25 protein-coding genes are annotated in these 25104 nt (G+C 62.9%); 12 read left to right on the forward strand and 13 right to left on the reverse strand.

Going from position 1 to position 25104, the window contains the following annotated elements; genetic code table 11:
• Window positions 1-71: 71 nt before the first annotated feature.
• The gene (gene rpmB / locus PNAP_RS16035) at window positions 72-305 is read left to right on the forward strand and encodes a 50S ribosomal protein L28 (protein WP_011802583.1); all 234 of its coding nucleotides are present in this window, start codon (window positions 72-74) and stop codon (window positions 303-305) included.
• Between the two features lie 11 nt (window positions 306-316).
• Complete coding sequence (gene rpmG, locus PNAP_RS16040) at window positions 317-484, forward strand: 50S ribosomal protein L33 (RefSeq protein ID WP_011802584.1); 168 nt, start codon at window positions 317-319, stop codon at window positions 482-484.
• 232 nt (window positions 485-716) lie between these two features.
• On the opposite strand, the gene PNAP_RS16045 is transcribed toward rpmG, so the two are convergent.
• On the reverse strand, window positions 717-1916 hold the full coding sequence (locus tag PNAP_RS16045) for a DesA family fatty acid desaturase (RefSeq protein ID WP_011802585.1): 1200 nt from the start codon (window positions 1914-1916) through the stop codon (window positions 717-719).
• Between the two features lie 179 nt (window positions 1917-2095).
• On the reverse strand, window positions 2096-3349 hold the full coding sequence (locus PNAP_RS16050; RefSeq protein ID WP_011802586.1) for an RsmB/NOP family class I SAM-dependent RNA methyltransferase: 1254 nt from the start codon (window positions 3347-3349) through the stop codon (window positions 2096-2098).
• A 54-nt stretch (window positions 3350-3403) separates the two neighbouring features.
• Here PNAP_RS16050 and PNAP_RS16055 point away from each other — a divergent pair, with 54 nt between their 5' ends.
• Window positions 3404-3640 carry a DUF1653 domain-containing protein gene (locus PNAP_RS16055; RefSeq protein WP_011802587.1) on the forward strand — a complete coding sequence of 79 codons (237 nt, stop codon included), beginning with the start codon at window positions 3404-3406 and terminating at the stop codon, window positions 3638-3640.
• Between the two features lie 37 nt (window positions 3641-3677).
• Window positions 3678-5294 carry a peptide chain release factor 3 gene (locus tag PNAP_RS16060; RefSeq protein ID WP_011802588.1) on the forward strand — a complete coding sequence of 539 codons (1617 nt, stop codon included), beginning with the start codon at window positions 3678-3680 and terminating at the stop codon, window positions 5292-5294.
• A 73-nt stretch (window positions 5295-5367) separates the two neighbouring features.
• Here PNAP_RS16060 and PNAP_RS16065 read toward each other — a convergent pair whose 3' ends face one another.
• Genes PNAP_RS16065 through purN form a run of 3 tightly spaced genes read right to left on the reverse strand, consistent with a single transcriptional unit; the run spans window position 5368 to window position 7434 of the window.
• Entirely contained in the window at window positions 5368-6291 is a 924-nt protein-coding gene (locus PNAP_RS16065) for a DUF3616 domain-containing protein (protein WP_011802589.1), read from the reverse strand.
• Window positions 6292-6340: 49 nt separating this feature from the next.
• Window positions 6341-6808 carry an Lrp/AsnC family transcriptional regulator gene (locus PNAP_RS16070; RefSeq protein ID WP_011802590.1) on the reverse strand — a complete coding sequence of 156 codons (468 nt, stop codon included), beginning with the start codon at window positions 6806-6808 and terminating at the stop codon, window positions 6341-6343.
• A gap of 29 nt (window positions 6809-6837) precedes the next feature.
• Window positions 6838-7434, reverse strand: a complete 597-nt coding sequence (gene purN, locus PNAP_RS16075) for a phosphoribosylglycinamide formyltransferase (protein ID WP_011802591.1) — start codon at window positions 7432-7434, stop codon at window positions 6838-6840.
• 18 nt (window positions 7435-7452) lie between these two features.
• Between purN and PNAP_RS16080 the strand changes: the two genes are divergently transcribed.
• The 3 genes from PNAP_RS16080 to PNAP_RS16090 are packed head-to-tail and all read left to right on the forward strand — an operon-like array spanning window position 7453 to window position 10492.
• Window positions 7453-8115 (forward strand): YceH family protein, encoded by a 663-nt coding sequence (locus PNAP_RS16080; RefSeq protein WP_011802592.1) that lies wholly within the window; start codon window positions 7453-7455, stop codon window positions 8113-8115.
• A gap of 52 nt (window positions 8116-8167) precedes the next feature.
• Window positions 8168-9349: an acyl-CoA dehydrogenase family protein gene (locus PNAP_RS16085; RefSeq protein ID WP_011802593.1), complete on the forward strand. Its 1182-nt coding sequence runs from the start codon at window positions 8168-8170 to the stop codon at window positions 9347-9349.
• A 27-nt stretch (window positions 9350-9376) separates the two neighbouring features.
• The gene (locus PNAP_RS16090) at window positions 9377-10492 is read left to right on the forward strand and encodes an acyl-CoA dehydrogenase family protein (RefSeq protein WP_011802594.1); all 1116 of its coding nucleotides are present in this window, start codon (window positions 9377-9379) and stop codon (window positions 10490-10492) included.
• Window positions 10493-10496: 4 nt separating this feature from the next.
• Here PNAP_RS16090 and PNAP_RS16095 read toward each other — a convergent pair whose 3' ends face one another.
• Both PNAP_RS16095 and PNAP_RS16100 read right to left on the reverse strand, forming a co-directional pair.
• Window positions 10497-11441: a bestrophin family protein gene (locus tag PNAP_RS16095; protein ID WP_011802595.1), complete on the reverse strand. Its 945-nt coding sequence runs from the start codon at window positions 11439-11441 to the stop codon at window positions 10497-10499.
• 79 nt (window positions 11442-11520) lie between these two features.
• A complete protein-coding gene (locus tag PNAP_RS16100) occupies window positions 11521-12078 on the reverse strand; it encodes an HNH endonuclease (RefSeq protein WP_011802596.1) in 558 nt (185 codons plus the stop codon).
• 158 nt (window positions 12079-12236) lie between these two features.
• Between PNAP_RS16100 and PNAP_RS16105 the strand changes: the two genes are divergently transcribed.
• From PNAP_RS16105 to PNAP_RS16120, 4 genes are all read left to right on the forward strand, one after another.
• Window positions 12237-13262 (forward strand): bifunctional riboflavin kinase/FAD synthetase, encoded by a 1026-nt coding sequence (locus PNAP_RS16105; RefSeq protein WP_011802597.1) that lies wholly within the window; start codon window positions 12237-12239, stop codon window positions 13260-13262.
• Between the two features lie 116 nt (window positions 13263-13378).
• Window positions 13379-16213 carry an isoleucine--tRNA ligase gene (gene ileS, locus PNAP_RS16110; protein WP_011802598.1) on the forward strand — a complete coding sequence of 945 codons (2835 nt, stop codon included), beginning with the start codon at window positions 13379-13381 and terminating at the stop codon, window positions 16211-16213.
• A 74-nt stretch (window positions 16214-16287) separates the two neighbouring features.
• Window positions 16288-16752 (forward strand): signal peptidase II, encoded by a 465-nt coding sequence (lspA, locus tag PNAP_RS16115; RefSeq protein ID WP_049763774.1) that lies wholly within the window; start codon window positions 16288-16290, stop codon window positions 16750-16752.
• A gap of 111 nt (window positions 16753-16863) precedes the next feature.
• Complete coding sequence (locus tag PNAP_RS16120) at window positions 16864-18522, forward strand: Na/Pi cotransporter family protein (RefSeq protein ID WP_011802600.1); 1659 nt, start codon at window positions 16864-16866, stop codon at window positions 18520-18522.
• A gap of 87 nt (window positions 18523-18609) precedes the next feature.
• On the opposite strand, the gene PNAP_RS16125 is transcribed toward PNAP_RS16120, so the two are convergent.
• Window positions 18610-19596, reverse strand: a complete 987-nt coding sequence (locus PNAP_RS16125; RefSeq protein WP_041377363.1) for a quinone oxidoreductase family protein — start codon at window positions 19594-19596, stop codon at window positions 18610-18612.
• Between the two features lie 153 nt (window positions 19597-19749).
• On the opposite strand from PNAP_RS16125, the gene PNAP_RS16130 reads away from it, so the two are divergent.
• Window positions 19750-20649 carry a DMT family transporter gene (locus PNAP_RS16130; protein ID WP_011802602.1) on the forward strand — a complete coding sequence of 300 codons (900 nt, stop codon included), beginning with the start codon at window positions 19750-19752 and terminating at the stop codon, window positions 20647-20649.
• A gap of 12 nt (window positions 20650-20661) precedes the next feature.
• On the opposite strand, the gene PNAP_RS16135 is transcribed toward PNAP_RS16130, so the two are convergent.
• The 5 genes from PNAP_RS16135 to PNAP_RS16155 all read right to left on the reverse strand — a co-directional run bounded on the left by PNAP_RS16135 (window position 20662) and on the right by PNAP_RS16155 (window position 25063).
• Window positions 20662-21051: a hypothetical protein gene (locus PNAP_RS16135; protein WP_011802603.1), complete on the reverse strand. Its 390-nt coding sequence runs from the start codon at window positions 21049-21051 to the stop codon at window positions 20662-20664.
• Window positions 21051-21845, reverse strand: coding sequence for an SDR family oxidoreductase (locus tag PNAP_RS16140; RefSeq protein WP_011802604.1), 795 nt, complete (start codon window positions 21843-21845; stop codon window positions 21051-21053). Before PNAP_RS16140 ends, PNAP_RS16135 begins: the two co-directional genes overlap by 1 nt.
• 34 nt (window positions 21846-21879) lie before the next feature.
• On the reverse strand, window positions 21880-22812 hold the full coding sequence (locus tag PNAP_RS16145) for a DMT family transporter (protein ID WP_232290824.1): 933 nt from the start codon (window positions 22810-22812) through the stop codon (window positions 21880-21882).
• Between the two features lie 238 nt (window positions 22813-23050).
• On the reverse strand, window positions 23051-24562 hold the full coding sequence (locus PNAP_RS16150) for a tripartite tricarboxylate transporter permease (protein WP_011802606.1): 1512 nt from the start codon (window positions 24560-24562) through the stop codon (window positions 23051-23053).
• A gap of 12 nt (window positions 24563-24574) precedes the next feature.
• The gene (locus PNAP_RS16155) at window positions 24575-25063 is read right to left on the reverse strand and encodes a tripartite tricarboxylate transporter TctB family protein (RefSeq protein WP_011802607.1); all 489 of its coding nucleotides are present in this window, start codon (window positions 25061-25063) and stop codon (window positions 24575-24577) included.
• Window positions 25064-25104 lie beyond the last annotated feature (41 nt).

The raw sequence follows: 25104 nt of genomic DNA on the forward strand, positions 1-25104 counted from the left end.
AGGGTCTGTCCAGCACGGACCCATTGGGTTTTTCAGCATCCTATTTCTAATTTTTTACGGAGAGTGCGCTCATGGCACGCGTCTGTCAGGTAACGGGCAAAGGCCCGATGGTGGGAAACAATGTTTCTCACGCAAACAACAAAACCAAGCGTCGGTTCATGCCCAACCTGCAGTACCGCCGTATTTGGGTCGAGAGCGAAAACCGCTGGGTGCGTCTGCGCATCACTGCAGCCGGTCTGCGTTTGATTGATAAAAACGGCATTGACGCAGTCCTGGTGGACCTTCGTGCCCGCGGTGAAGTTTAAGGAGAACTACCATGGCTAAAGGCGGACGCGAAAAAATCAAGCTGCAATCGACAGCTGGCACCGGTCACTTCTACACGACCGACAAAAACAAGAAAACCACACCTGAAAAAATGCTGATCATGAAATTTGATCCTAAAGCACGCAAGCATGTGGAATACAAGGAAATCAAGCTGAAGTAATTCAGTCTGATACCTGCAACGCCTTCTGGCGCTGCCAAAAAAACCCGCTGGTTCCCGGCGGGTTTTTTTATGCCCGGCCTGATTGTGGTGAAGTTGAGCCCAACAGGAACAGAGAGGAAAGCAAGCGGCCTTGCCTTTCATGGCTGCTCCAATCTGGCTTCCATTGCACCAATAAAAAAGCCGCCGCAGCGTTGAGGCGCTGCGGCGGCTTCATAAAGGTTTCAGCGCTGAATCAGGCGCGTGCGGCACGCAATTTCATCGAAAACTCGCGAAGCGCCGCAATGCCGCTTTCTTCTGCCCGATGGCACCAGCCCTGCAGGTCGGCGGCCAGTTGCTCGCGCGATGCCGAGGTGCTCAGCCACATCTGGCGCAGTTCTTCGCGCATCGTGACCATCTTGTCGAGGACAGGATGCTCGGCACGAATTTGGGCAATTTGCGGCCTGGCGGCGGCCGGTACCTTGTCCTCATCGCGGTGCAGCCAGCGATTGGCCAGCTTCAACCTGGAAACATCGGCTTTTTTAGCTTCCAGCAAAGCCAGCTCGGCTTTGCCGGCGCGGCGCAGTTCGCGGGCAAAGCCAGCCATCACTTCGTAGCGATGCGCAATCAGGGCCTCAAGCGTCTTTTCATCGGCCACCGGCTGAATGGCACCCAGCCGAAGCCGTGGCGGAACCTTCTTCACGGACGCCAGGCCCATGATTTCCATGGCACGGATGTAACCCCAGCCGATGTCGAATTCATAAGGCTTGACCGAAAACTTGGCCGACGTGGGATAGGTGTGGTGGTTGTTGTGCAGTTCTTCCCCGCCGATGATGATGCCCCAGGGCGACACATTGGTGCTGGCGTCAGGCGCTTCAAAGTTGCGGTAGCCCCAGTAGTGGCCAATGCCGTTGATGATGCCGGCCGCCGTGATTGGAATCCACATCATCTGAACCGCCCACACACTCAGGCCGGCCACGCCGAACAGGGCCAGGTTGATGATCAGCATCAGGCCGACGCCCTGCCAGCTGAAGCGGGTGTAGAGGTTGCGCTCGATCCAGTCATCGGGCGTGCCCCGGCCAAACTTGGCCAGGGTTTCCTTGTTTTTGGTCTCGGCGCGGTACAGCTCGGCGCCGGTGTAAAGCACGGTCTTGATGCCGTGGGCATGCGGGCTGTGCGGGTCTTCCATGGTTTCGCACTTGGCGTGGTGCTTGCGGTGCACGCCCACCCATTCCTTGGTGACCTGGCCGGTCGTCAGCCACAGCCAGAAACGAAAGAAATGTGACGGTATGGCGTGCAGGTCGAGCGCGCGGTGCGCCTGGTGGCGGTGCAGGTACAGGGTGACGCTGAGGATGGTGATATGGGTCACCGCCAGGGTGTACAGCACGATTTGCCACCAGCTTGCAGCAAACAGGCCATGAGCCAGCCAGTCAAGGGCGGCATCCAACAAAAGCATAGAAGTCCTTTAAATAATCTGCACCTGCCACGCATTCCAGGCTTGTCTCCAGAGCGGCGTCAGACAACCTTAAATTATAAATTGCCGGGCCTTAAACGCAAAGCCCCTTCAGCAAGGCTGCTGCGCTTTCAAGCCCCTCTGACTCGCTCAAGAATTCGCTCAGGAAGCGGCTGGTCCAATCAGGCCTTTTGCCAGACGGCTGCAAAGAAGCCATCGGTCTGGTGCAGGTAAGGCCAGAGCCGCAGATACGGTCCACGGCAGAGTTTGTCCGCATGCTCGACCCCGATATGCGTCAGCAGCGGCGCCGCTTCCACAACCTGGAAGTCTGGATTCGCGGCGCTGAACGCCTCGGCAATCGCCTCGTTTTCCTCGCGCAGGATGCTGCAGGTGGCATACACCAGCCGTCCGCCCGGCTTCACCAGGCGCGCGGCGCTCTGCAAAATGGCGGTCTGCTTGGCGGTCAGCTCTTCAATCGCCTTCGGGTTGTGGCGCCATTTCAGGTCCGGGTTGCGCCGCAGCGTACCCAGGCCCGAGCACGGCGCATCGACCAGCACGCGGTCGATCTTGCCGGCCAGCCGCTTGATGCGGTCATCGCGTTCATGCGCAATGGCGACCGGATGCACGTTCGACAGCCCGCTGCGCGCCAGGCGCGGCTTGAGCGCGGCCAGCCGGTGCGCCGACGTGTCAAAGGCGTAGAGCCGCCCGGTCGTGCGCATCGAAGCGCCCAGCGCCAGGGTTTTTCCGCCGGCTCCGGCGCAGAAATCGACCACCATTTCGCCGCGCTTGGCATCGACCAGCAGGGCCAGCAGTTGCGAGCCTTCGTCCTGCACTTCAATCGCGCCACGCTTGAAAGCGTCCACGTTGGCCAGCTGCGGCTTGCCCTCCAGGCGCAAGCCCCACGGCGAATACGGCGTTGCTACTGTTTTAATAGCTGCCCGCGCAAGCTCCTTCTGCACATCAGCCCTTTTATCCTTCAAGGTGTTGACGCGCAGGTCAAGTCCGGCCTGCGTGTTGAGGCTTTCGACCAGCGGCCAGAAATCATCGCCGAGTTGCGCCTTGAGCGGCTCGACCAGCCACTGCGGCAAGTTGTGGCGGTGCAGTTCCATCAGGTCTGACGGTTTGACCTGGTCGCAGCGCGACAGCCAGTCCTCTTCCTGCTCGGTCAGCGCGCCATACAGAAAATCACGCGGGGCGGCGAATCCGAGAATCGCCAGCCGCCGCTCAGGCACGCCGCTGCCGTGCTGGGCCAGGTAGGTGTAGAGATTTTTCTTGCGCAGCACGCCGTAGATGGTTTCAGCCACGGTGGCCCGCTCGCGGGGGCCAAGCCGCATTTCGCGGAAATAGCGCGACACCACCATGTCGGCGGGATGGTCAAATTTAAGAACCTGCTTGAGAAGCTCGGTACAACAGTCGAGTAAGGCGTTAGGATGCATGCCCCCATTGTCCCACTGCCGCCGCCCGGCTTTTACATTCAGCGTTGATTGACCATGCCCGAACACCTTCCGCCGCTGATCGAAACCCCGCCTGGCCGCTACCGCCACTACAAGGGCATGCTGTATGAAGTCGTCGGCACGGTGCGCCACAGCGAGACGCTCGAACCCATGACGCTGTACCGCGCGCTGTACGGCGAGCATGGCCTGTGGGTGCGGCCGGCGGCGATGTTCAATGAAGAAGTGGTGATTGACGGCATTCGCCAGCCTCGTTTTCGGCGCCTGCCTGATTAACCGGGCAGCCCGGCGGCGTCGCCGATAATCAGCGGTTATGTCCGAAAACACTGAAATCGCCAAACAAGTCAAGCGCCGCCGCACGTTTGCCATCATTTCCCACCCCGACGCGGGCAAGACCACGCTGACCGAAAAGCTGCTGCTGTTCTCGGGCGCCATCCAGATTGCCGGCAGCGTCAAGGCGCGCAAGGCCGCGCGCCACGCGACCTCCGACTGGATGGAAATCGAAAAGCAGCGCGGCATTTCCGTCGCCAGCTCGGTCATGCAGATGGAATATCGCGACTGCGTGATCAACCTGCTGGACACGCCCGGCCACCAGGATTTCTCCGAAGACACCTACCGCGTGCTCACCGCCGTCGATGCCGCCTTGATGGTGATCGACGCGGCCAACGGCGTCGAGCCGCAAACCCGCCGCCTGCTGCAGGTCTGCCGCGCGCGCGGCACGCCCATCCTGACCTTCGTCAACAAGATGGACCGCGAGGTGCAGGATCCGATGAGCGTCATGGACGAGATCGAGCGCGAACTCGGCATGGCGGTCGTGCCCTTCACCTGGCCGGTCGGCATGGGCAAGCTGTTCCACGGCGTCTATGACCGGCGCGAGGAGCGCATGCGCGTCTTCAGCCCCGGCGAGGACAAGGCCGGCGGCGACGATGAAATCCTCGCCGGCCTGGACAACGCCGAAGCGACGAAACGCTTCGGCGCCGAATTCACGCAGGCGCAAGACGAACTCGAACTGCTCGAAGGCGCGTCGCCCGAGTTCAACCGCGAGGAATTCCTGGCCGGCCGCCAGACGCCGATGTTCTTCGGCTCGGCGATCAACAACTTCGGCGTGCAGGAAGTGCTCGACGCGCTGGTCGATCTGGCGCCCGCCCCGGCTGACCGCCCGGCCATGCAGCGCGTCGTGCATCCGGACGAAAAGAAATTCTCCGGCGTGGTGTTCAAGATCCAGGCCAACATGGACCCGGCGCACCGCGACCGGATTGCCTTTTTGCGCGTGGCCAGCGGCGAATTCACGCGCGGCATGAAGCTCAAGGTGGTGCGCAGCGGCAAGGAAATCCGGCCGAACACGGTGGTCAGCTTCATGAGCCAGCGCCGCGAGCTGCTCGACACGGCGTTTGCCGGCGACATCATCGGCATCCCGAACCACGGCGTGCTGCAACTCGGCGACACGCTGACCGAAGGCGAAGCGCTGCAGTTCACCGGCCTGCCCTTCTTCGCGCCGGAAATGTTCCGCGCCGTCGAAGTGGCCGACCCGCTGCGCAGCAAGCAGCTGCGCGCGGGCCTCACGCAGCTCGGCGAAGAAGGCGCGATCCAGGTGTTCCGCCCGATTGCCGGGTCATTGCTGCTGCTGGGCGCCGTCGGCCAGCTGCAGTTCGAGGTGGTCGCGCACCGGCTGGAGCATGAATACGGCGTGAAGGCGCGCATCCTGCAGAGCAATTTCAACCTGGCGCGCTGGGTGACCTGCGACGACGCCAACGAGCTGAAGAAATTCATGGACGCCAACGCGCACCGCGTCGCGCTTGATGCCGTTGATGCGCCGACGCTGCTGGTCGATCACAGCGCCACGCTGCGCGCCGTCGAGCAGCAATGGCCGAAAATCAAGTTCCACGCGCTGCGTGAGCACGCCGGGCTGGTTTTTCAGGCAAAAATGTAGTGTTTTAGGGCTTTTGCGCACGGTCCATAAGCGCAAGAAGCTATTATTTTTATAGCAAACGCTGGTCGCCGCGTCAAGGCGCAATCTGCAGCTGCCCCGGCTCAAGCAGCAGAAAATGGGCGCAGCGCCCTTCCTTTCGGTTGCCGTCATCGCTGACGATGACGATTTTCGGCGCGCCGTCAATCACCGCCGGGCACACCCCTTCCGCGTTCCCGAAACCCTGCAAGCCGGGAACCGTGACACGGCGCGCCGGCGCACCGGCTTGCCCGCTCCAGAACCAGAGCTTGAATTCGCCCTCGCGCGAGACGGGGCCGCCGATGACCAGGTAGCCATCAAGCGCGGCCATATGGCACATGCCGCGAATCCCCTGCCCCTGCAGGTCCAGCGTCTGCAGGGTGCCAGACACCTGCGGCGCCGCGTCTTCCTCAAACACTGCAGAAAGATTTTCAACGCTGGCAATCAGGGCATGACCGTCCCGCAGCGGACTGCGAAAGCCGATCAGCAGCCGCTGCTGGTCCGGGCTGATGGCCAGGCCCTCGATGTTGAGCCCGCCGCCGGCCTTGACATCCTTGATCCGCGCAGCGGCGGCGAGCAGCGGGTGCGCCGCCATCAGCGCAGGCTTCAGTCCCTTCGCCACCCTGGGCTCGACCACGCGGTTGGCATCGACCCGAAACTGGACCAGCCGGTCGCGCGGCTTCTTTTCCATGCCGTCGTCGTCGCGCGAATGCGAGGTGACAGCGTAGAGGCAGCCGGCTGTGTCGATGGCGAGCCCTTCCAGGTCCTCCAGCTTCCAGAAGTCCTTGTTGCCCCACTCAAACCATCCCGGACCCAGCGGCGTGCTCTTGACCAGCCCGCTGGCGCTGATCTCGACCAGGCTGAAGGCATGGCCCTGCTCATCCTCAACCACCAGAAAACGCCCGTCCGCCAACTGCTGGATACCAGAAGGCTCATAAAGACCTGTCAAGGGCAGGAACGAAGGAGTGGGGTTCTGTGTCATGGGGATGATTGTGTCTTGCGCAGCAAGTTTTGGATAGCCGAACTCCTGGCTAGGCCGGCGGCAAGGGCAAGGCGGTCTTGTAGCGCACCTGCTTGAGCGCAAAGCTGGAGCGGATCTTGTCGATGCCCGGAATCGGCGTGAGCTGTTCCAGGATGAACTTTTCGAGCGCGCCGATGTCGGCTACCGCCACGCGGATCAGGTAGTCGCTGTCGCCGGTCATCAAATAGCACTCCATCACCTCGTCGTGCTCGATGATGCGCCGCTCGAATTCCCCCAGCGAATCCTTGTTCTGCGAGCGCAGGCTGATCGAGATGAACACCGTCAGCCCCAGCCCCAGCGCCGCCGCGCTGGCAATCGCCACATAGCGGTCGATGACCCCGGCGGCCTCCAGCGCCTTGACCCGCGCCAGGCAAGGCGAGGAACTCAGGTGCACGCGCCGGGCCAGCTCCACATTGGACAGCGCACCGTTACGCTGAAGCTCGTCAAGAATCCGTAAATCGGTTTTATCCAGCTTCATTATCTTTAAATTTATAAAAATTCAGCATTTTATGCTTCCGATAACTTTTTTAACGCAAAGAAAGCGCGCACGGCCTGCGGATAAATCAGGTGCTCCTGCGTCAGGATGCGCGCGGCCAGCGTGTCGGCGGTATCAAAGGGCAGCACCGGCACCACGGCCTGGGCCAAAATTTCGCCGTGGTCCAGTTCGGCCGTCACCTGGTGCACCGTGGTGCCCGCCACCTTGCAGCCCATGTCGATGGCGCGCTGGTGCGTGTGCAGGCCGGTGAAGGCCGGCAACAGCGAAGGATGGATGTTGATCAGCCGGCCCGCGTAGTGCTCGACAAAACCGGGCGTCAGGATGCGCATGAAGCCGGCCAGCACCACCAGCTGCGGCGCATGCGCTTCAATGCGCGCCAGCAGCGCGGCGTCAAATGTCTCGCGCGACGCGAAATCGCGGTGCGACAGCACGTCGGTGGCAATGCCGAAGTCCCTGGCCAGCGCCAGCCCCCCGGCATCGGGCTTGTTGCTGATGACGGCGGCAACGCGGACGCCGAGTTTGTCCGGCCAGTGCTCTTTTTGTGCGGTGCGGGCAATGGCGGCCATGTTGGAGCCGCTGCCTGAAATCAAAATGACGATGTTTTTCATTGTTCTAAGATTATCCCCATGAGACAACTTACTCCCCACGAAGCCCGCGTACTGGCCACCCTGATGGAAAAAGCCCGCACCGTTCCCGACAGCTATCCGCTCTCGCTCAATACCCTGGTGCTCGGCTGCAACCAGAAAACCAGCCGCGATCCGGTGATGGACCTGACCGAAGCGCAGGCGCAGGCCGCCATCGACACGCTGAAGAAGCAAAGCCTGGTGTTCGAGGCCAGTTCGAGCCGCGTTCCGCGCTTCGAGCACAATTTCCAGCGCGGCTTTGGCGTGAGCGAACCGCAGGCGGTGCTGCTCGGCCTGCTGATGCTGCGCGGCCCGCAGACGCCGGGCGAGTTGCGGCTCAACAGCGAGCGCTGGTACAAATTCGCCGACATTGCCAGCGTCGAGGACGCGCTGGCCGAACTCAAGGCGCGCGGCGACGACAGCGGCGCGCTGATGGTGGTGCAACTGGCCCGCACCGCCGGCATGCGCGAGCAGCGCTGGGCGCACCTGCTGTGCGGCGAGTCGCTGCTGATGCCCTACCAGCAGGCTGGCTCGGGCGATGCCGCCATCAACCCTGAAACCGAGCCGGTTTCCCTGGGCCAGGCCGAACGATTGCAGCAACGCATTGACGCGCTTGAACGCCAGGTGGCGCACCTGTATAAAGAGTTGGGGCTGTCACAGGCCTGACAGGGCGGCGTGCTCGCCCGTGCTAAAAATCAAGCCACTGGAGACACACACCATGGATTTAGCGTTCACCCCCGAAGAGCAGGCCTTCCGCGAAACCATTCGCGCCTGGGTCCAGGCCAATTTGCCGGCCGATATCTCGCACAAGGTCCACAACGCCTTGCGGCTGTCGCGTGACGACATGCAGCGCTGGGCCAGGATTCTTGGCAAAAAAGGCTGGCTCGGCCACGGCTGGCCCAAGGAGTTCGGCGGCCCGGGCTGGAACGCGGTGCAAAAACACCTGTTCGAGGAAGAATGCGCGCTGGCCGGCGCGCCGCGCGTGGTGCCGTTCGGCCCGGTGATGGTCGCGCCCGTCATCATGGCCTTTGGCACGCCCGGGCAGCAGCAGCGCTTTTTGCCCGGCATCGCCAGCGGCGATGTCTGGTGGAGCCAGGGCTACAGCGAGCCCGGCGCGGGTTCGGACCTGGCCTCGGTCAAGTGCAAGGCTGAACGTGTCGGCGACAAATACATTGTCAACGGCCAGAAGACCTGGACCACGCTGGGCCAGTACGGCGAATGGATTTTCTGCCTGGTGCGCACCAGCAACGAAGGCAAGCCGCAGACCGGCATTTCCTTTTTGCTGATCGACATGAAGTCGCCCGGCGTGACGGTGCGCCCGATCAAACTGCTCGACGGCGAATGCGAGGTCAACGAGGTCTGGTTCGACAACGTCGAGGTGCCGGTGGGCAACCTGATCGGCGAGGAAAACAAGGGCTGGACCTACGCCAAGCATCTGCTCAGCCACGAGCGCACCAACATCGCCGACGTGAACCGCTCCAAGCGCGAGTTGGAGCGCCTCAAGCGCATCGCCAAGACCGAAGGGGTTTACGACGACCTGCGTTTCCGAGACGAAATCGCCAAGCTCGAAGTCGATGTGGTGGCGCTTGAAATGCTGGTGCTGCGCGTGCTGTCGGCCGAAAAATCGGGCAAGAACTCGCTCGACATCGCCGGCCTGCTCAAAATCAAGGGCAGCGAAATCCAGCAGCGCTACAGCGAACTCATGATGCTGGCCGCCGGTCCGTTCAGCCTGCCCTTCATCGAGGAAGCCATGGAAGCCGGCTGGCAGGGCGACTTTCCCGGCGGCGTGGTGGCCAATGCGCCACTGGCTTCGACCTATTTCAACTTGCGCAAGACGACGATTTACGGCGGCTCCAACGAGGTACAGCGCAACATCGTCTCGCAGTTTGTGCTCGGCTGAAGAACCAAGATTGAAAGGACAGACATCATGGATTTTGATTTCACCGACGACCAGGAATCGCTGCGCGATGCGACCCGCAAGTGGGTTGAGAAAGGCTACGACTTCGCGCGGCGCGCCAGCATTGTGAAAGCCGGCGGATTCTCACGCGAAGCCTATGGCGAGCTGGCCAGCCTGGGCCTGACCGGCCTCTGTATTTCCGAGGAGGACGGCGGGCTGGGCATGGGGCCGGTCGAGGGCATGGTGGTGATGGAAGAACTCGGGCGCGGCATGGTGCTGGAGCCGTTCGTCCAGACCCTGATCGCCAGCGGCGTGCTCTCTGGCCATGCACCGCAAGCCGTCAAAGCCGCCTGGCTGCCAAAAATCGCGTCGGGCGAAAGCCTTATCGTGCTGGCCTACCAGGAACGCGCCGCGCGCTACCAGCTTGAAAAATGTGAAGCAAAAGCGGCTTCTGCGCAAGATGGATGGGCGCTGACAGCTATCAAAAGCATAGTGCCTGCCGGCGACCAGGCCAATGCATTCATCGTTCCCGCGATGGCCGACGGCCAGATGGCGCTGTTTCTGGTGGAGCGCTCGGCGACCGGCGTCACGACGCACGGCTACGGCACGCAAGACGGCGCGCGCGCTGCCGAAGTCACGCTGGACAACGCGCCCGCCGTGCTGATCACGCTGGACGGCTTGACGGCGCTGGAGCATGCCATCGACATCGGCATCGCCGCCACCTGCGCCGAAGCCGTCGGCGTGATGGACCGGGCGCTGGCGGTCACGGTCGAGTACATGAACACGCGCAAGCAGTTCGGCGTCGCCATCAGCAGCTTTCAGGCGCTGCGCCACCGCATCGCCGACATGAAGATGCAGCTGGAACTGGCGCGCTCGATGAGCTACTACGCCTCGCTCAAGCTCAATGCGCCGGCTGAAGAACGCCGCCGGGCGCTGGCCCGGGCCAAGTACCAGCTGGGCGTTTCCATGCGTTTTGTCGGCCAGCAGGCGGTGCAGCTGCATGGCGGCATCGGCGTGACCGATGAGTACATCGTGAGCCACTATTTCAAGAAGCTCACGCAGCTGGAGATGACTTTTGGCGACACGCTGCACCACTTGGGCGAGGTCTCCAGCCGCATGCAGGACACGGCGGGCGTGTTCGCCTGACGGCTCAGGTCAGGCAGTGGTTGACCGGCGCCAGGCTGGGATGCAGCACCGGCTCGCCCAGCGAGTCGAGCAAATTGACTTCAATCGCCCGGCACAGCGTGTCGAGCGGCAAATCGTTGGCCTCCAGGCCGAAGGGCTCCTCGATTTCATCGCCCAGCGCATCCAGGCCAAAGAAGGTGTAGGCGACGATGGCGACCACGAACGGCGTCATGAAGCCAATCGTATCGACCAGGCCGAAGGGCAGCAAAAAGCAGTACAGGTAGGCCGTGCGGTGCAGCAGCAGCGTGTAGGAAAAGGGAATTGGCGTGCCCTTGATGCGCTCGCACGCGGCGGCGGCGGCCGTCATGGCCGACAGCGTGGTGTCGATGCTGGCCGCCAGGCAGGGTTCGATCCAGCCCTTGCGCTGGCATTGCCCCAGTTCCTTGCCCAGTTCCAGCATCAGCGCATCGTGCTTGCTGGAAGCCGTTTGCAAACGGGGCCACTCGGCCTCAGGCGCCCAGCGATTGAGTTCGCCGCAGTCGCTGCGGTCGCGCAGTTGCAGGCGCAAGGCATGCACAAAGCCGATGGCGCGGTAAATCATGCGACGGCGCGCCGCCTCTATATCGGTCGCCTGTCCGTTGAACTCTGCGGGAGGCTGGATGAAGCTCTGGCATTGCCTGGACAGCGAGCGGCAGCGCAGCACCAGTTCGCCCCACAGCTTGCGCCCTTCCCAGTAGCGGTCATAGGCCGTCGAATTGCGAAAGCCGAGAAAAATCGCCAGTGGCAGGCCGATCAGGGTGAACGGAATCGTCGTCAGCGTGATTTTCAGGGCGAAAAAATTTCCATGCAAGAGGGTGACCAGAATCGCGCTGAGCGTATTGACCAGCAGGGTGAGCCGGATCCGCTTCAGGATCGAGCCGCGCACCACAAAAAACAGCCGGATGCCGGAAGGCCGATCACGAACGATCATGGTAACAATGAGTAAGGGTAAACCCTTATTGGAACACAGGCCAGGCGCAAAAACCGCCCCGGCTGATCACGGCGGCGCGTCAACTGAGCAGGCGCGACGACTTGGGAACGTGGGCCATCAAAAACTCCATCTGGTCGGCCAGGATGCGGCGGTTGCGCAAGATGAAGTCTTCCCAGAGGCTGGGAACATAGGGCGTGTAGAGCAGCGGCATGTTGGCCTGCTCGGGCGTGCGGTTGCTTTTGCGGTGGTTGCAGGCGCGGCAGGCGGTGACCACGTTCATCCAGCTGTCAACGCCGCGCTGCCCCAGCGGGATGATGTGTTCGCGCGTCAGCTCTTCCTCGCTCACATGGTCGGCGCAGTAGGCGCACACATTGCGGTCGCGGATGAACAGCTTGCTGTTGGTCAGCCCCGGCACGAGGTCGAACGGATTGATGCTGGGCACGCCTTTGGTGCCGATGATGCTGTTGACATGGATGATCGACTGCTCGCCCGTGATGGCGTTGTGCCCGCCATGGAAGGTGGCGATGCGCGCGCCCATCTCCCAGCGCACTTCATCGGCCGCGTAATGCAACACGGCCAATTCAAGGCTGATCCAGGCTTGGGGCAATCCTTGGGCTGAGAGTTTCAAGACCTTCAAAACGAACCTCCATCAAGATGGAAACACACTATCGAACTGTCAATGGATCAATATACAGTGAAATCGTGAAATCGGTGTGAAAACTGCTTTCTCTGCTGTTTCCTGCCTTTCAACTCCGGCCGACCGGGCCGTGGCGCTATAAAACGATAATCAGTCGCATGAAAATTTTCCGTGGTTACCAACACCCTCAGCTGGCGCCCGAGTGCGCCCTGACCATTGGCAATTTCGACGGCGTCCACCGGGGCCATCAGGCCATGCTGGCGCTGCTGAAAAGCGAAGCCCGGCACCGGGGCGTTCCGAGCTGCGCCGTGACTTTCGAGCCACACCCGCGCGACTATTTCGCCGCCCTCGCCCGCAAGCCCGAACTGGCGCCCGCACGCATTGCCACCCTGCGCGACAAGCTCGGCGAGCTTGACCACTGCGGCATTGACCAGTGCGTGATCCTGCCGTTCAACGCGCACCTGGCATCGCAGTCGCCCGACGCCTTCATCCAGGAAGTGCTGCTGAAGGGGCTGGGCGCGCGCTACGTGCTGGTGGGCGACGACTTCCGTTTTGGCGCCCGGCGCGCTGGCGACTACGCCATGCTGGACGCTGCCGGCGTGCGGCTGGGGTTTGACGTGGCGCGCATGAACAGCTACGAAGTCAGCAACAGCCGCGTCTCCAGTTCGGCCGTGCGCGAAGCGCTGTCTCACGGCGACATGGCCCGTGTGGCGGCGCTGCTGGGCCGGCACTACAGCATCTCGGGCCATGTGGTGCATGGGCGCAAGCTGGGGCGCGAGTTGGGTTTTCGCACGCTCAACCTGCGGTTTTCGCACTGGAAACCGGCGGCCAGCGGCATTTTTGCGGTGCTGGTGCATGGCCTGGCCGGGCAGCCCGTGCAGGGCGTCGCCAATCTGGGCATCCGCCCTTCGATTGATCCCGACGATGTCAACGGCGGCCGCGTGCTGCTGGAAACGCATTGCCTGGACTGGCCCGCCAGCCTGGGCGCGCAAGAGGCATACGGTAAAATCATCCGCGTGGAACTGCTACACAAACTGCACGACGAACTGAAATACGACGGTCTGGAAAGCCTGAAAACAGGCATTGCCAAAGACTGCGGTGACGCCCGGGCATTTTTCACCCAGTCGTTTTCAGCGTCGATGCACACGGAAACCAGCCGCCAGACCACGCGCGACCGAATTTAGACGATCTCGTCGCCTCTGCCTTCGCCCCCTCCCCGTGCGAACGGCTTCCATTTACGCCCCAGTCCAGCGGCTTCGCCCTTCGGGCCGCCTCCCCCAAAGCGCCATCAAAGTACCCCATGTCCGACACAAAACCCGATTACCGCAGCACCCTGAACCTGCCCGACACGCCGTTTCCCATGCGCGGCGACCTGCCCAAGCGCGAGGCCGGCTGGACCCAGGAATGGGAAGACAAAGGCATTTACAAAAAGCTGCGCGCCGCGCGCTGCGGTGCGGAAAAGTTCGTGCTGCACGACGGCCCGCCGTATGCCAACGGCCAGATCCACATCGGCCACGCCGTCAACAAGATTTTGAAAGACATGATCGTCAAGGCGCGCCAGCTCAAGGGGCTGGACGCGATTTACGTTCCCGGCTGGGACTGCCACGGCCTGCCGATTGAAAACGCGATTGAAAAGTTATACGGCCGCAGCCTGCCGCGCGACGAGGTCCAGGCCAAAAGCCGCGCCTTCGCCACCGAGCAGATCGCCGGCCAGATGGCCGACTTCAAGCGCCTGGGCGTGCTCGGCGAATGGGACAACCCGTACCGAACGATGGATTTCGGCAATGAAGCGCAGGAAATCCGCGCGCTCAAGCGCATCATGGAACGCGGTTTTGTGTATCGCGGCCTCAAGCCCGTGTACTGGTGTTTCGATTGCGGCTCGTCGCTGGCCGAGTTCGAGATCGAATACGCCGACAAGAAATCGCAGACGCTCGATGTCGGCTTCAAATGCGCCGAACCTGAAAAGCTTGCCGCCGCGTTTGGCTTGGAAACACTGGCCAAGGACGCCTTCGCCATCATCTGGACCACCACCGCCTGGACCATCCCGGCCAACCAGGCGCTGAACCTGAACCCCGAGCTGGACTACGCGCTGGTCGATACCGAGCGCGGCATCCTGCTGCTGGCCGCCGTGCTGGTCGAGAAATGCCTGGAGCGCTTTCAGCTCAGCGGCACCGTGCTGGCAACGACGCAGGGCAAGAACCTGGCGCCGCTCAATTTCATGCATCCGTTTCATGACGTCGATGCGGGCTACCGGCGCCTGAGCCCGGTGTTCCTGGCCGACTACGCCACCGCCGACGACGGCACCGGCATCGTGCATTCCTCGCCCGCCTACGGCGTAGAGGATTTCAACTCCTGCGTCGCCAACGGCATTGCCACCGACGACATCCTGAACCCGGTGCAGGGCAACGGCCGCTATGTCGATGAGCTGCCGCTGTTCGGCGGACTGAACATCTGGAAAGCCGCGCCGCTGGTCATCGAGAAGCTGGCGGAGCACGGCCGGCTGTTCGCCACCGAGACCATCACGCACAGCTACCCGCACTGCTGGCGCCACAAGACGCCGGTGATCTACCGCGCCGCCGCCCAGTGGTTCATCCGCATGGACGCCGAAACCGCCGGCACGCAAGGCGTGTTCGCCAGCGACAAGGCCGAGAAAACCCTGCGCCAGCTGGCCCTGGCCGCCATCGACGAAACCCGCTTCTATCCCGAAAACGGCAAGCTGCGCCTGCAAAGCATGATTGCCGGGCGGCCCGACTGGTGCATCAGCCGCCAGCGCAACTGGGGCGTGCCGCTGCCCTTCTTCATCCACACCGCCACCGGCGAGCTGCACCCGCGCACCATGGAAATCATGGACCAGGCGGCGAGCATGGTCGAGCAAAGCGGCGTGGAAGCCTGGAGCAAGGTCAGCGCCGCCGACATTCTGGGCGCCCTTGACGCCGAGCATTACACCAAGGTCAACGACATTCTCGACGTGTGGTTCGACTCGGGAACGACGCACGACCATGTGCTGCGCCACAGCCATGCGGAACAATCGGCCTGGCCGGCGGATTTGTACCTCGAAGGCCACGACCAGCATCGCGGCTGGTTCCATTCGTCGCTGCTTACCGCCTGCGCCATGTACGACCACGCGCCGTACAAGGGCCTGCTGACGCACGGCTTCACGGTCGATGGCAAGGGCCGCAAGATGAGCAAGAGCGAAGGCAACGTCGTGGCGCCGCAGGCCGTCAGCGGCAAGCTGGGCGCCGAGATCATCCGCCTGTGGTGCGCCTCGACCGATTATTCGGGCGATTTGGCGATTGACGACAAGATCCTGGCGCGCGTGGTCGATGCCTACCGCCGCATCCGCAACACGCTACGCTTCTTGATGGCCAACGTCAGCGATTTCGACCCGGCGCTGGATGCCGTGCCGTTCGGCGAAATGCTGGAGATCGACCGCTACGCCCTGAGCCGCGCGGCGCAGCTGCAGGCCGACATCCTGGCGCATTACGAGGTCTATGAATTCCACCCGGTGGTCTCCAAACTGCAGATTTACTGCAGCGAAGACCTGGGTTCGTTCTACCTCGACATCTTGAAGGACCGGCTCTACACGACCGGACCCAAGTCGCTGGCCCGGCGCAGCGCGCAAACCGCGCTGCACGCCATCACGCATGCGATGCTGCGCTGGATGGCGCCGTTCCTGAGCTTTACCGCTGAAGAGGCGTGGAAGATTTTCGGCGCATCGGAATCGATCTTCATCGAAACCTACGCCGAACTTCCAGCGCCCGATGAAGCGCTGCTGGCCAAGTGGTCGCGCATCCGCGAGGTGCGCGACGCGGTCAACAAGGACATCGAGGCCTTGCGCGCCGACGGCAAGGTCGGCTCGTCCCTGCAGGCCAATGTGGCGCTGCAGGTCAATGCCGACGACCATGCGCTGCTCGCCAGCCTGGGCGATGACCTGAAGTTTGTATTCATCACATCTGCTATTGATTTAGTAGCTGGTAGTGCAATACAGGCAAGCGTAAGCACCAGTTCAGCCATTAAATGCGAGCGTTGCTGGCATTACCGCGACGACGTGGGCATTGACCCGGACCATCCGACGATTTGCGGCCGCTGCACCAGCAACCTGTTTGGCCTGGGCGAAGACAGGAAGTTCGCATAATGGCCACCCGGACCGCCACCAAGCCGGGCGCAAAAACAAGCTTCAAAAAAACCTCCTCCAGCACCAGCACGGCCATGCTGCCCTGGCTCGGGCTGGCCTTGCTTCTGCTGATGGCCGACCAGTTCACCAAAGTGCTGATCCTGGGCTACTACCGGCTGGGCGACGCGACTTACATCACCAGCTTTTTCAACGTGGTCCGGGTCCACAACACCGGCGCGGCTTTTTCATTCCTGGCGTCGGAATCGGGCTGGCAGCGCTGGTTTTTTACCGGCATCGGCGCGCTGGCGGCCGTGTTCATCATCTGGATGCTGAAGTCGCATCCGGGGCAAAAGCTGTTTTCGCTGGCCATGGCCTGCATCCTGGGCGGTGCCATCGGCAACGTCATTGACCGCACGCTGCACGGCTACGTGGTGGATTTTCTGGACTTCCACTACGGCAACTGGCACTTTCCGGCTTTCAACATTGCCGACAGCGCCATCACCATCGGCGCCATCTGCCTGATCCTGGATGAAGTGCTGCGGGTACGGCGCAGCCGATAGCCGTCGGCCCCCAAGGCAAACGGCACCTGGCTAGGTTTGCCGGCCCCCGGCTTCAAGGTTTCAGCCGCTCGGCAAAACGAATGCGCACGCGTATAGTGAACTGAACAATCCATGAAGCATTTGTTAAATCTATTGGCGGCCATTGCGCTGCTGGTCTGGGGAACCCACCTGGTTCGCACCGGCATCCTGCGGGTTTTTGGCGCCAACCTGCGCTACGTTCTTGCGCGCAGCATCAGCAACCGTTTCACCGCAGCCCTCTCGGGCGTTGGCGTCACCGCGCTGGTGCAGTCCAGCACCGCCACGTCGCTGATCGTTTCCTCCTTCGTCGGCCAGGGTCTGGTGGCGCTGCCGCTGGCGCTGGCCGTCATGCTGGGCGCGGACATCGGCACCAGCCTGATGGCGGTGGTGTTTTCGTTTGACTTGTCCTGGCTGTCGCCGCTGTGCATTTTCGTCGGCGTGGTGCTGTTCATCTCCCGGCCGGAAACCAATGCCGGCCGCTTTGGCCGCACGCTCATTGGCCTGGGCCTGATGCTGATGGCGCTGAAACTGGTCAGCGCGTCCACCCAGGTATTGACCCAGGCGCCTGCCGTGAAAGCCCTGCTGGAGTCCCTGGGCAGCGACCTGCTGCTTGAAATCACCGTGGGCGCCTTTCTGTCGGTGGTGTCGTATTCCAGCCTGGCGGTGGTGCTGCTGACCGCCACGCTGGTCAGCACCAGCGTGATTCCGAGCGATGTCGCCCTGGGCCTGGTGCTGGGCGCCAATCTGGGCAGCGGCCTGCTGGCCGTGATCACCACGGCGCGCTCGGCCATCGAGGTGCGGCAGGTGCCGCTGGGCAACCTGCTGTTCAAGGCGCTGGGGATTGTCGTGGCCGCGCCCTTCGTCAGCCTGTGGCTGCGCCATGTCCGCCCGTATCTGGGCGAGCCGGCCACGGTGGTCGTGATGTTTCACCTGACCTTCAATGTGCTGGTGGGCCTGGTGTTCATCGGCTGGACGCAGGTGATTGCACGCTGGGTCGAAAAGCTGCTGCCCAAGCCCGAAAAAAACAACGCCAGCGGCCGGCAGCACCATCTGGACCCGTCGGCGCTGGCGACGCCTTCGCTGGCCATTTCATGCGCGGCGCGCGAAGCGCTGCACCAGGCGGACGTGGTCGAAACCATGCTGGGCGGCATGCTTGAAGTCATCCGGAAAGACGACCTGCGGCTGGCCGAAAGCCTATGCAAGATGGACGACACGGTCGATGAACTTTATTCGTCGATCAAGTACTACCTCACGAAGATTTCCCGCGAGTCGCTGGACGAGGAAGAAAGCCGCCGCTGGACCGACATCATCAGCTTCACCATCAACATGGAGCAGATTGGCGACATCATCGAGCGCGTGCTGATCGACATCGAGGACAAGAAGATCAAGCCCGGCCGTCATTTTTCCGAAGCCGGCATGGCCGAAATCACCGAACTGCATGAACGCCTGCGGGACAACCTGCGACTGGGCATGAGCGTGTTCCTGAACGGCAATGTGCGCGATGCCCAGAAGCTGCTCGAAGAAAAAGCCCGCTTTCGCGACCTTGAGCACACCTACGCCCGCACGCACCTGGGCCGGCTGTCGGCCAACACGCTGCAAAGCCAGGAAACCAGTTCGCTGCACATCGACCTGATCAGCGAACTCAAGCGCATCAACTCGCACATCTGCTCGATTGCCTACCCGATCCTGGACTCGGCCGGCGCGCTGGCGCCCAACCGCCTGCGCTCGCCCGCGCTGGCCGAAAAAACCTGAAGACGCTTCTTTTTTAATAGCACTCTGCGCTTATTGCGCTCGCGCAAAATGGCTATTTGATTAAAAAATGGGGGCGCCGGCAAGCAACTACAGCGTCAGGATGGTGCAGCCCGTGGTCTTGCGCGCTTCCAGCGTGCGGTGCGCCTCGGCCACATCGGCCAGCGCAAAACGCTGATCGATGCGGATCACGATCTTTCCGCTGGTGACCATGCCGAACAAATCGTCGGCCATCTCCTGCGTGGTTTCGCGCGTGGTGATGTGGCTGAACAGCGTCTGGCGCGTCAGGTAGAGGGATCCCTTGGCCGCCAGGAGGCCGGGCGCCACAGGGGGCACCGGGCCGGAGGCGTTGCCAAAGCTGGCCATCAGCCCGAACGGGCGCAGGCAGTCGAGCGAGCGCTCGAAGGTGTCCTTGCCGACCGAGTCATAGACCACCTTCACGCCCTGGCCGCCGGTGATTTCCTTAACGCGCGCGACGAAATCCTCGGTGGTGTAGTTGATGACGAAAGCCGCGCCATTGGCCTTGGCCAGCGCGCATTTTTCGTCAGAGCCGGCCGTGCCGATCAGCTGCAGGCCCAGGGCTTTGGCCCACTGGCAGGCAATCAGGCCGACGCCGCCGGCCGCTGCGTGAAACAGCACGAAGTCGCCCGGCAGCAAGCCGCCCTGGGGCTGGACGCGGCGCAGCAGGTATTGCGCGGTCAGGCCCTTGAGCATCATGGCCGCGCCGGTCTCGAACGAAATCGCATCGGGCAGCCTGCAGACGCACTTGGCGGGCATGACGCGCACTTCGCAGTAACTGCCCGGCGGCTGGCTGGCGTAGGCGGCTCGGTCGCCCGGCTGCAGGTGCGTGACGCCCTCGCCCACGGCCTCGACAATGCCGGACGCTTCCATGCCGAGCTGCAGCGGCATGCTCATCGGGTACAGGCCGCTGCGCTGGTACACGTCGATGAAGTTCAGGCCGATGGCCTTGTGGCGGATGCGGATCTGGCCCGGGCCGGGCTCACCCACCTGAACCTCCACCAGCTTGAGTTCTTCGGGGCCGCCGTGCTGGTCAATGCGCACGGCTTGGGAGGTCATCACGGTCATCGGTGTTTCCTTGGGTGCTGTCAGTGTGGATCAATGAAAAGGCGGGCCGCCATGGTGCCATGAATCGGGGCAGGCCGCTGCCGGCCAGCCGGTGCAAAGACCCGCCCCGATGGGAAGCCGGGGCGGCTTGTTACAGTGACGCCCATGAATCAACGCCTGACCCCTGCCACCGCCCTGCTGCTGACGCTGCCTCCTCTGCTCTGGGCCGGCAATGCGGTGGTCGGCCGCGTCGTGCACGAGCTGATTCCGCCGATGACGCTGAACTTTTTGCGCTGGGTGCTGGCGTTTGTCATTCTCTTGCCGCTGGCCTGGCGGGTGCTTCGCCCGGACAGCGCCATGTGGAGCCACTGGAAGCGCTTTTCGCTGCTCGGCCTGTTCGGCATCGGCTGCTACAACGCGCTGCAATACCTGGCGCTGCAGACCTCGACGCCGCTCAATGTGACGCTGGTGGCGTCCAGCATTCCGGTCTGGATGCTGATGGTGGGCGCTTTGTTCTTCGGCAGGCCGGTGTCGCGCCGGCAGGTGGCCGGCGCGCTGCTGTCGATTGCCGGCGTGCTGGTGGTGCTGTCGCGCGGCCGCTGGGAGCTGCTGGTGCAGGTGCGGCTGGTGCCGGGCGATCTGTATGTCCTGCTGGCCACGCTGGCCTGGGCGTTTTACAGCTGGCTGCTGTCGCAACCCAAGGAGCCGCCGGAACTTCGCCGCGACTGGGCGGCATTTTTGATGGCGCAGATTGTCTTTGGCCTGGGCTGGTCGGGCCTGTTTGCCGGCGGCGAGTGGGCGCTGGCCGATCAGCACATCAGCTGGGGCTGGCCGCTGGCCACGGCATTGCTGTACATCGCCGTCGGCCCGGCGGTGATGGCGTATCGCTGCTGGGGCATGGGCGTGCAGCGCGTCGGCCCGGCGATTGCGGGCTTTTTCTCGAACCTGACGCCGCTGTTTGCCGCGCTGCTGTCGGCGGCCTTTCTGGGCGAGTTGCCGCATCTCTACCACGCGCTGGCGTTTGGCCTGATCGTGGGCGGCATCGTGGTGTCGTCGCGGCGCTGAAGTCGAGCCGCCTTATTCCAGTTTGAAGGCCTGCCGAAAGGCACAGCAGAATTCGTCCGTTCCGCTGAGCAGCAGTGTCAGGGTGTGGCGCGGTTTTCCGGGCGATGCGGCCTGCACCACGGCCAGCCGCTGGGTCGCCGCGTCGTAGCCGATCTGCTCGGGCACGGTGTATTCGCGCAGGCCGTGCAGGTCGTAGTCCCACTCGCCGCCCTCGCCCACCGCGCCGCGCTGGCCGGGAAAAGCCCGATGCGCCCAGTCCAGCACCGCCACAATTTCGGCGTGGACCGCCGCTACCCGCTCCGGCCAGACCGATGCCACGGCCTCGAACACACCCGTGCCCTCGGTGTCTTCGCTGTAGTCAAAGCTCAGGTAATTCAGCTGCATGGCGGCATCGCCGTTCATCAAAACGTCCCCGGATAGGCTCCGCCGTCGGCGAGCACGTTCTGGCCGGTCATGTAGGCGGCCTGCGCGCTGCACAGGAAAGCGCAGATGGCGCCAAACTCTTCGGGCGTTCCGTAGCGGCCGGCGGGGATTTGCGCCTGTTGCGCGCGGCGGATCTCCTCGATGCTCTTGCCAGATTTTTCAGCGCTGGCGCGCACCGTGGTGGCGATGCGGTCGGTGTCGAACTTGCCGGGCAGCAGGTTGTTGATGGTGACGCCTTGCGCCGCAAGTTTGGTGCGCGCCACGCCGGCGACAAAGCCGGTCAGGCCGCTGCGCGCGCCGTTGGACAGGCCCAGGATGTCAATCGGCGACTTGACCGAGCTGGAGGTGATGTTGACGATGCGGCCAAAACCGCGCGCGGCCATGCCATCGACCGTGGCCTTGATCAGTTCTATCGGCGTGAGCATGTTGGCATCGACGGCCTTGATCCAGTCGCCGCGCTCCCAGTCGCGAAAGTCGCCCGGCGGCGGGCCGCCCGCGTTGGTCACCACGATGTCGAAATCCCTGCGCACGGCAAAAACGGCGGCCCGGCCTTCAGCGGTGGTGATGTCTGCGGCAACAAATTGCACGTTTGCGCTTGCTGGACGGGCGCCGTCAGCTATTAGTTTACTAGCAGCGGCCTGCAGCACTTCAACGCCGCGCGCCACGATGAGCACATGCACGCCTTCGCGCACCAGCGCCTGCGCGCAGCCAAAGCCCAGCCCCTTGCTGGCGCCGCACACCAGCGCCCATTTACCGGCAATGCCCAGATCCATGTTGATTCCTTCAAAAATGCAAAGTTTGCTCGCCCTAGCGGGCCGAGCGCGTGAACACAAAAATCCCGGCAATCACCAGCACCGTGCCGGCGGCCACCCAGGCGGTGAAGGGCTCGCCCAGGATCACCACGCCCATCAGGATGGTGGACAGCGGGCCGATCATGCCGGTCTGCGCGGTCAGGCTGGCGCCTATGCGTTCAATCGCCATCATCACCATCAGCACCGGCACGGCGGTGCATAGCGTGGCATTCAGGACCGACAGCCAGATCACCTCCGGCGCGACGGCAGCGGCGCTCAGCGGGCGCAGCAGCGCGAACTGCAGCAGGCAGCACAGGCAGGCCACCGTGGTGGCCAGACCAACCAGCCGCATCGAGCCCAGACGCCTGACCATCTCGCCGCTGTACACCAGGTACAGCGCATAGCTGACGGCGCTGCCGAACACCAGCAGCGCACCCCAGGCGGCATGGCGGCCCTGCAGCGTGATCTCATGGCCGAACACCAGCGTCACGCCCGAGTAGCTGATGGCCATGCCGACGATGTGCGGCATGGCAATGCGGCGCTGGTACAGCACCAGGCCGAGCAGCAGCACCAGCGTCGGGTTGAGGTACAAAATCAGCCGCTCCAGCGAGGCGCTGATGTGCGCCAGGCCGGCAAAGTCCAGGAAACTGGCCAGGTAGTAGCCGGTAAAGCCGAGCCAGAGCACGCCCAGCCAGTCCTTGCGCGCAAGCGGCGCCTTGCCCCGGCTGGCCCACCAGGCCATGAGCGCAAAAATCGGCAACGCAAACAGCATGCGGTACATGATCAGCGTGACCGCATCCACGCCATGCCGGTACGCCAGCTTGACGATGATCGCCTTGCCGCTGAAGGCAATCGCGCCGCAACTGGCCAGCAGCAGGCCAGCCGCTATGCTTTTAGGAGCTGCTTGTGCTTGTGCTGCTTGCGCAGGAGGCCTGCTTGATTCAGAAATGGTGTTCAAGGTGCTGCCCGCTCGCCATGGCCGGGTTGCCTGCAAAATCCGGCATTGTTCATACCGGCAAGTTTGACACGGGCAGCCGGGCAGGCGTCATCGAACATTGGCGCGGCGCTCCCCGTCATTGCAGACGACTTGGCTTTGGCCAGCGGCATGGCGCGGCACATCTGCATCGCCCATAAAAAAACGGCACCCGAAGGTGCCGTTTTTGGCAAGGCCGGTCAAAGCCTGGGCGTCACTCTTCGACGAAGGCTTCTTCGCGCTTGTTCTTCACCGCAGGCAGCATCACGATGATGATCATCAGCACTGCGGCAGCCAGCAGGCCGGCGGACAGCGGACGGGTCACGAACACGCTCCAGTCGCCGCGCGACAGCAGCAGCGCCCGGCGCAGGTTTTCTTCCATCATTGGCCCCAGGATGAAGCCGAGCAGCAGCGGCGCCGGTTCACAGCCCAGCTTGACGAAGCTGTAGCCAATGATGCCGAACAGGCCCACCATCCAGACGTCCCAGGTGTTGTTGTTGGTCGAGTACACGCCAATGGCGCAGAACAGCACGATGGCCGGGAACAGGTAGCGGTAAGGCACGGTCAGCAGCTTGATCCAGATGCCGATCAGCGGCAGGTTCAAAATCACCAGCATCGCATTGCCGATCCACATCGAGGCGATCAGGCCCCAGAACAGTTCGGGGTTGCTGGTCATGACCTGCGGGCCGGGCTGGATGTTGTGAATCGTCATGGCGCCCACCATCAGGGCCATCACGGCGTTGGGCGGAATGCCCAGCGTCAGCAGCGGAATGAACGAGGTTTGCGATCCGGCATTGTTGGCCGACTCAGGCGCCGCCACACCGCGGATGTTGCCCTGGCCGAATCGCACTTCGCCCGGTTTCATCTTCATTTTCTTTTCCAGCGCGTAAGCTGCAAAAGCCGCCAGCAAGGCACCGCCGCCAGGCAGGATGCCCAGCGCAGAGCCCAGGAAAGTGCCGCGCAGCACGGCCGGCGTCATGTCCTTGAAATCCTGCTTGGTGGGGAACAGGCCCGACACGCCGGCGGTGAACACTTCGCGTTCATGCTCGGGCTGGGCCAGGTTGCTGATGATCTCGCCGTAGCCGAACACGCCCATGGCAATTACCACGAAGCCGATGCCGTCGGTCAGTTCGGGAATGTCAAAGCTGAAGCGCGCCACGCCCGAGTTCACGTCGGTACCGACCAAGCCGAGCAGCAAGCCCATCACGATCATCGCAATCGCCTTGAGCAAGGAGCCCGAAGCCAGCACCACGGCGCCGATCAGGCCCAGGGTCATCAGCGCAAAGTATTCGGCCGGGCCGAACTTGAAGGCCAGTTCGGTCAGCGGAGGCGCAAACGCCGCCAGGATCAGCGTGCCAACGCAGCCGGCGAAGAACGAGCCCAGGCCGGCGGCAGCCAGTGCCGGCCCCGCTCGCCCTTTCCTGGCCATCTGGTAGCCGTCAATGCAGGTGACGACCGAGGACGACTCTCCGGGCAGGTTCACCAAAATAGCGGTGGTCGAGCCGCCGTATTGCGCTCCGTAGTAAATGCCGGCCAGCATGATCAGGGCCGACACCGGAGGCAGCGCGTAGGTGGCGGGCAGCAGCATGGCGATGGTGGCGACCGGGCCGATGCCGGGCAGCACGCCGATCAGCGTTCCCAGAATACAGCCGACCAGGCAGTACAGCAGGTTGATCGGCGTGAAGGCCACGCCGAAACCCAGCGACAAGTGTTCGAACAATTCCATTTTTTTATCTCCTTAGCCGGTGATGAACGTGGGCCATACCGGGAACTGCAGCTTGAGCGCCAGGACGAAAGCGACATAACTGCCCGCCGCCAGGATCGTGGCCAGGATGAAGGTGTTCTTCACCTTCCAGCCGGCTTCGGCCATGCTGGCAATGAACGTCAGCGCGTAAATGGCCACGATCAGGCCCATGGCGGGAAGACCAAAGTACGGCAGGCCAGCCAGCAGCGCACCAAACACCAGGTTGGCCAGAATAATCAGGCACAGCGGCTTCCAGGCCCATTTGCCAATCTTGTCGCCACCCACGGTTTCGACCACCAGCGCCGTCAGGGTAATGCCCGCGCCCAGAATCGTCATCAGAACGCCCAGGTACAGCGGAAAATAGCCCGGTCCCATGCGCGCGCCGTTGCCCACGTTGTAGGTCGTTGCCCCCCAGGCAAACGCCACCCCGACGCCCATGAACATGAGCCCGGAAAAAAAGTCTTTTTGACTCTTGATATTCACGGTTTTGTCTCCTCTATAAAGAATGAATCGCTGGATTGTGC

The sequence above is a fragment of the Polaromonas naphthalenivorans CJ2 genome, assembly GCF_000015505.1.
Lineage (GTDB): Bacteria > Pseudomonadota > Gammaproteobacteria > Burkholderiales > Burkholderiaceae_C > Polaromonas > Polaromonas naphthalenivorans.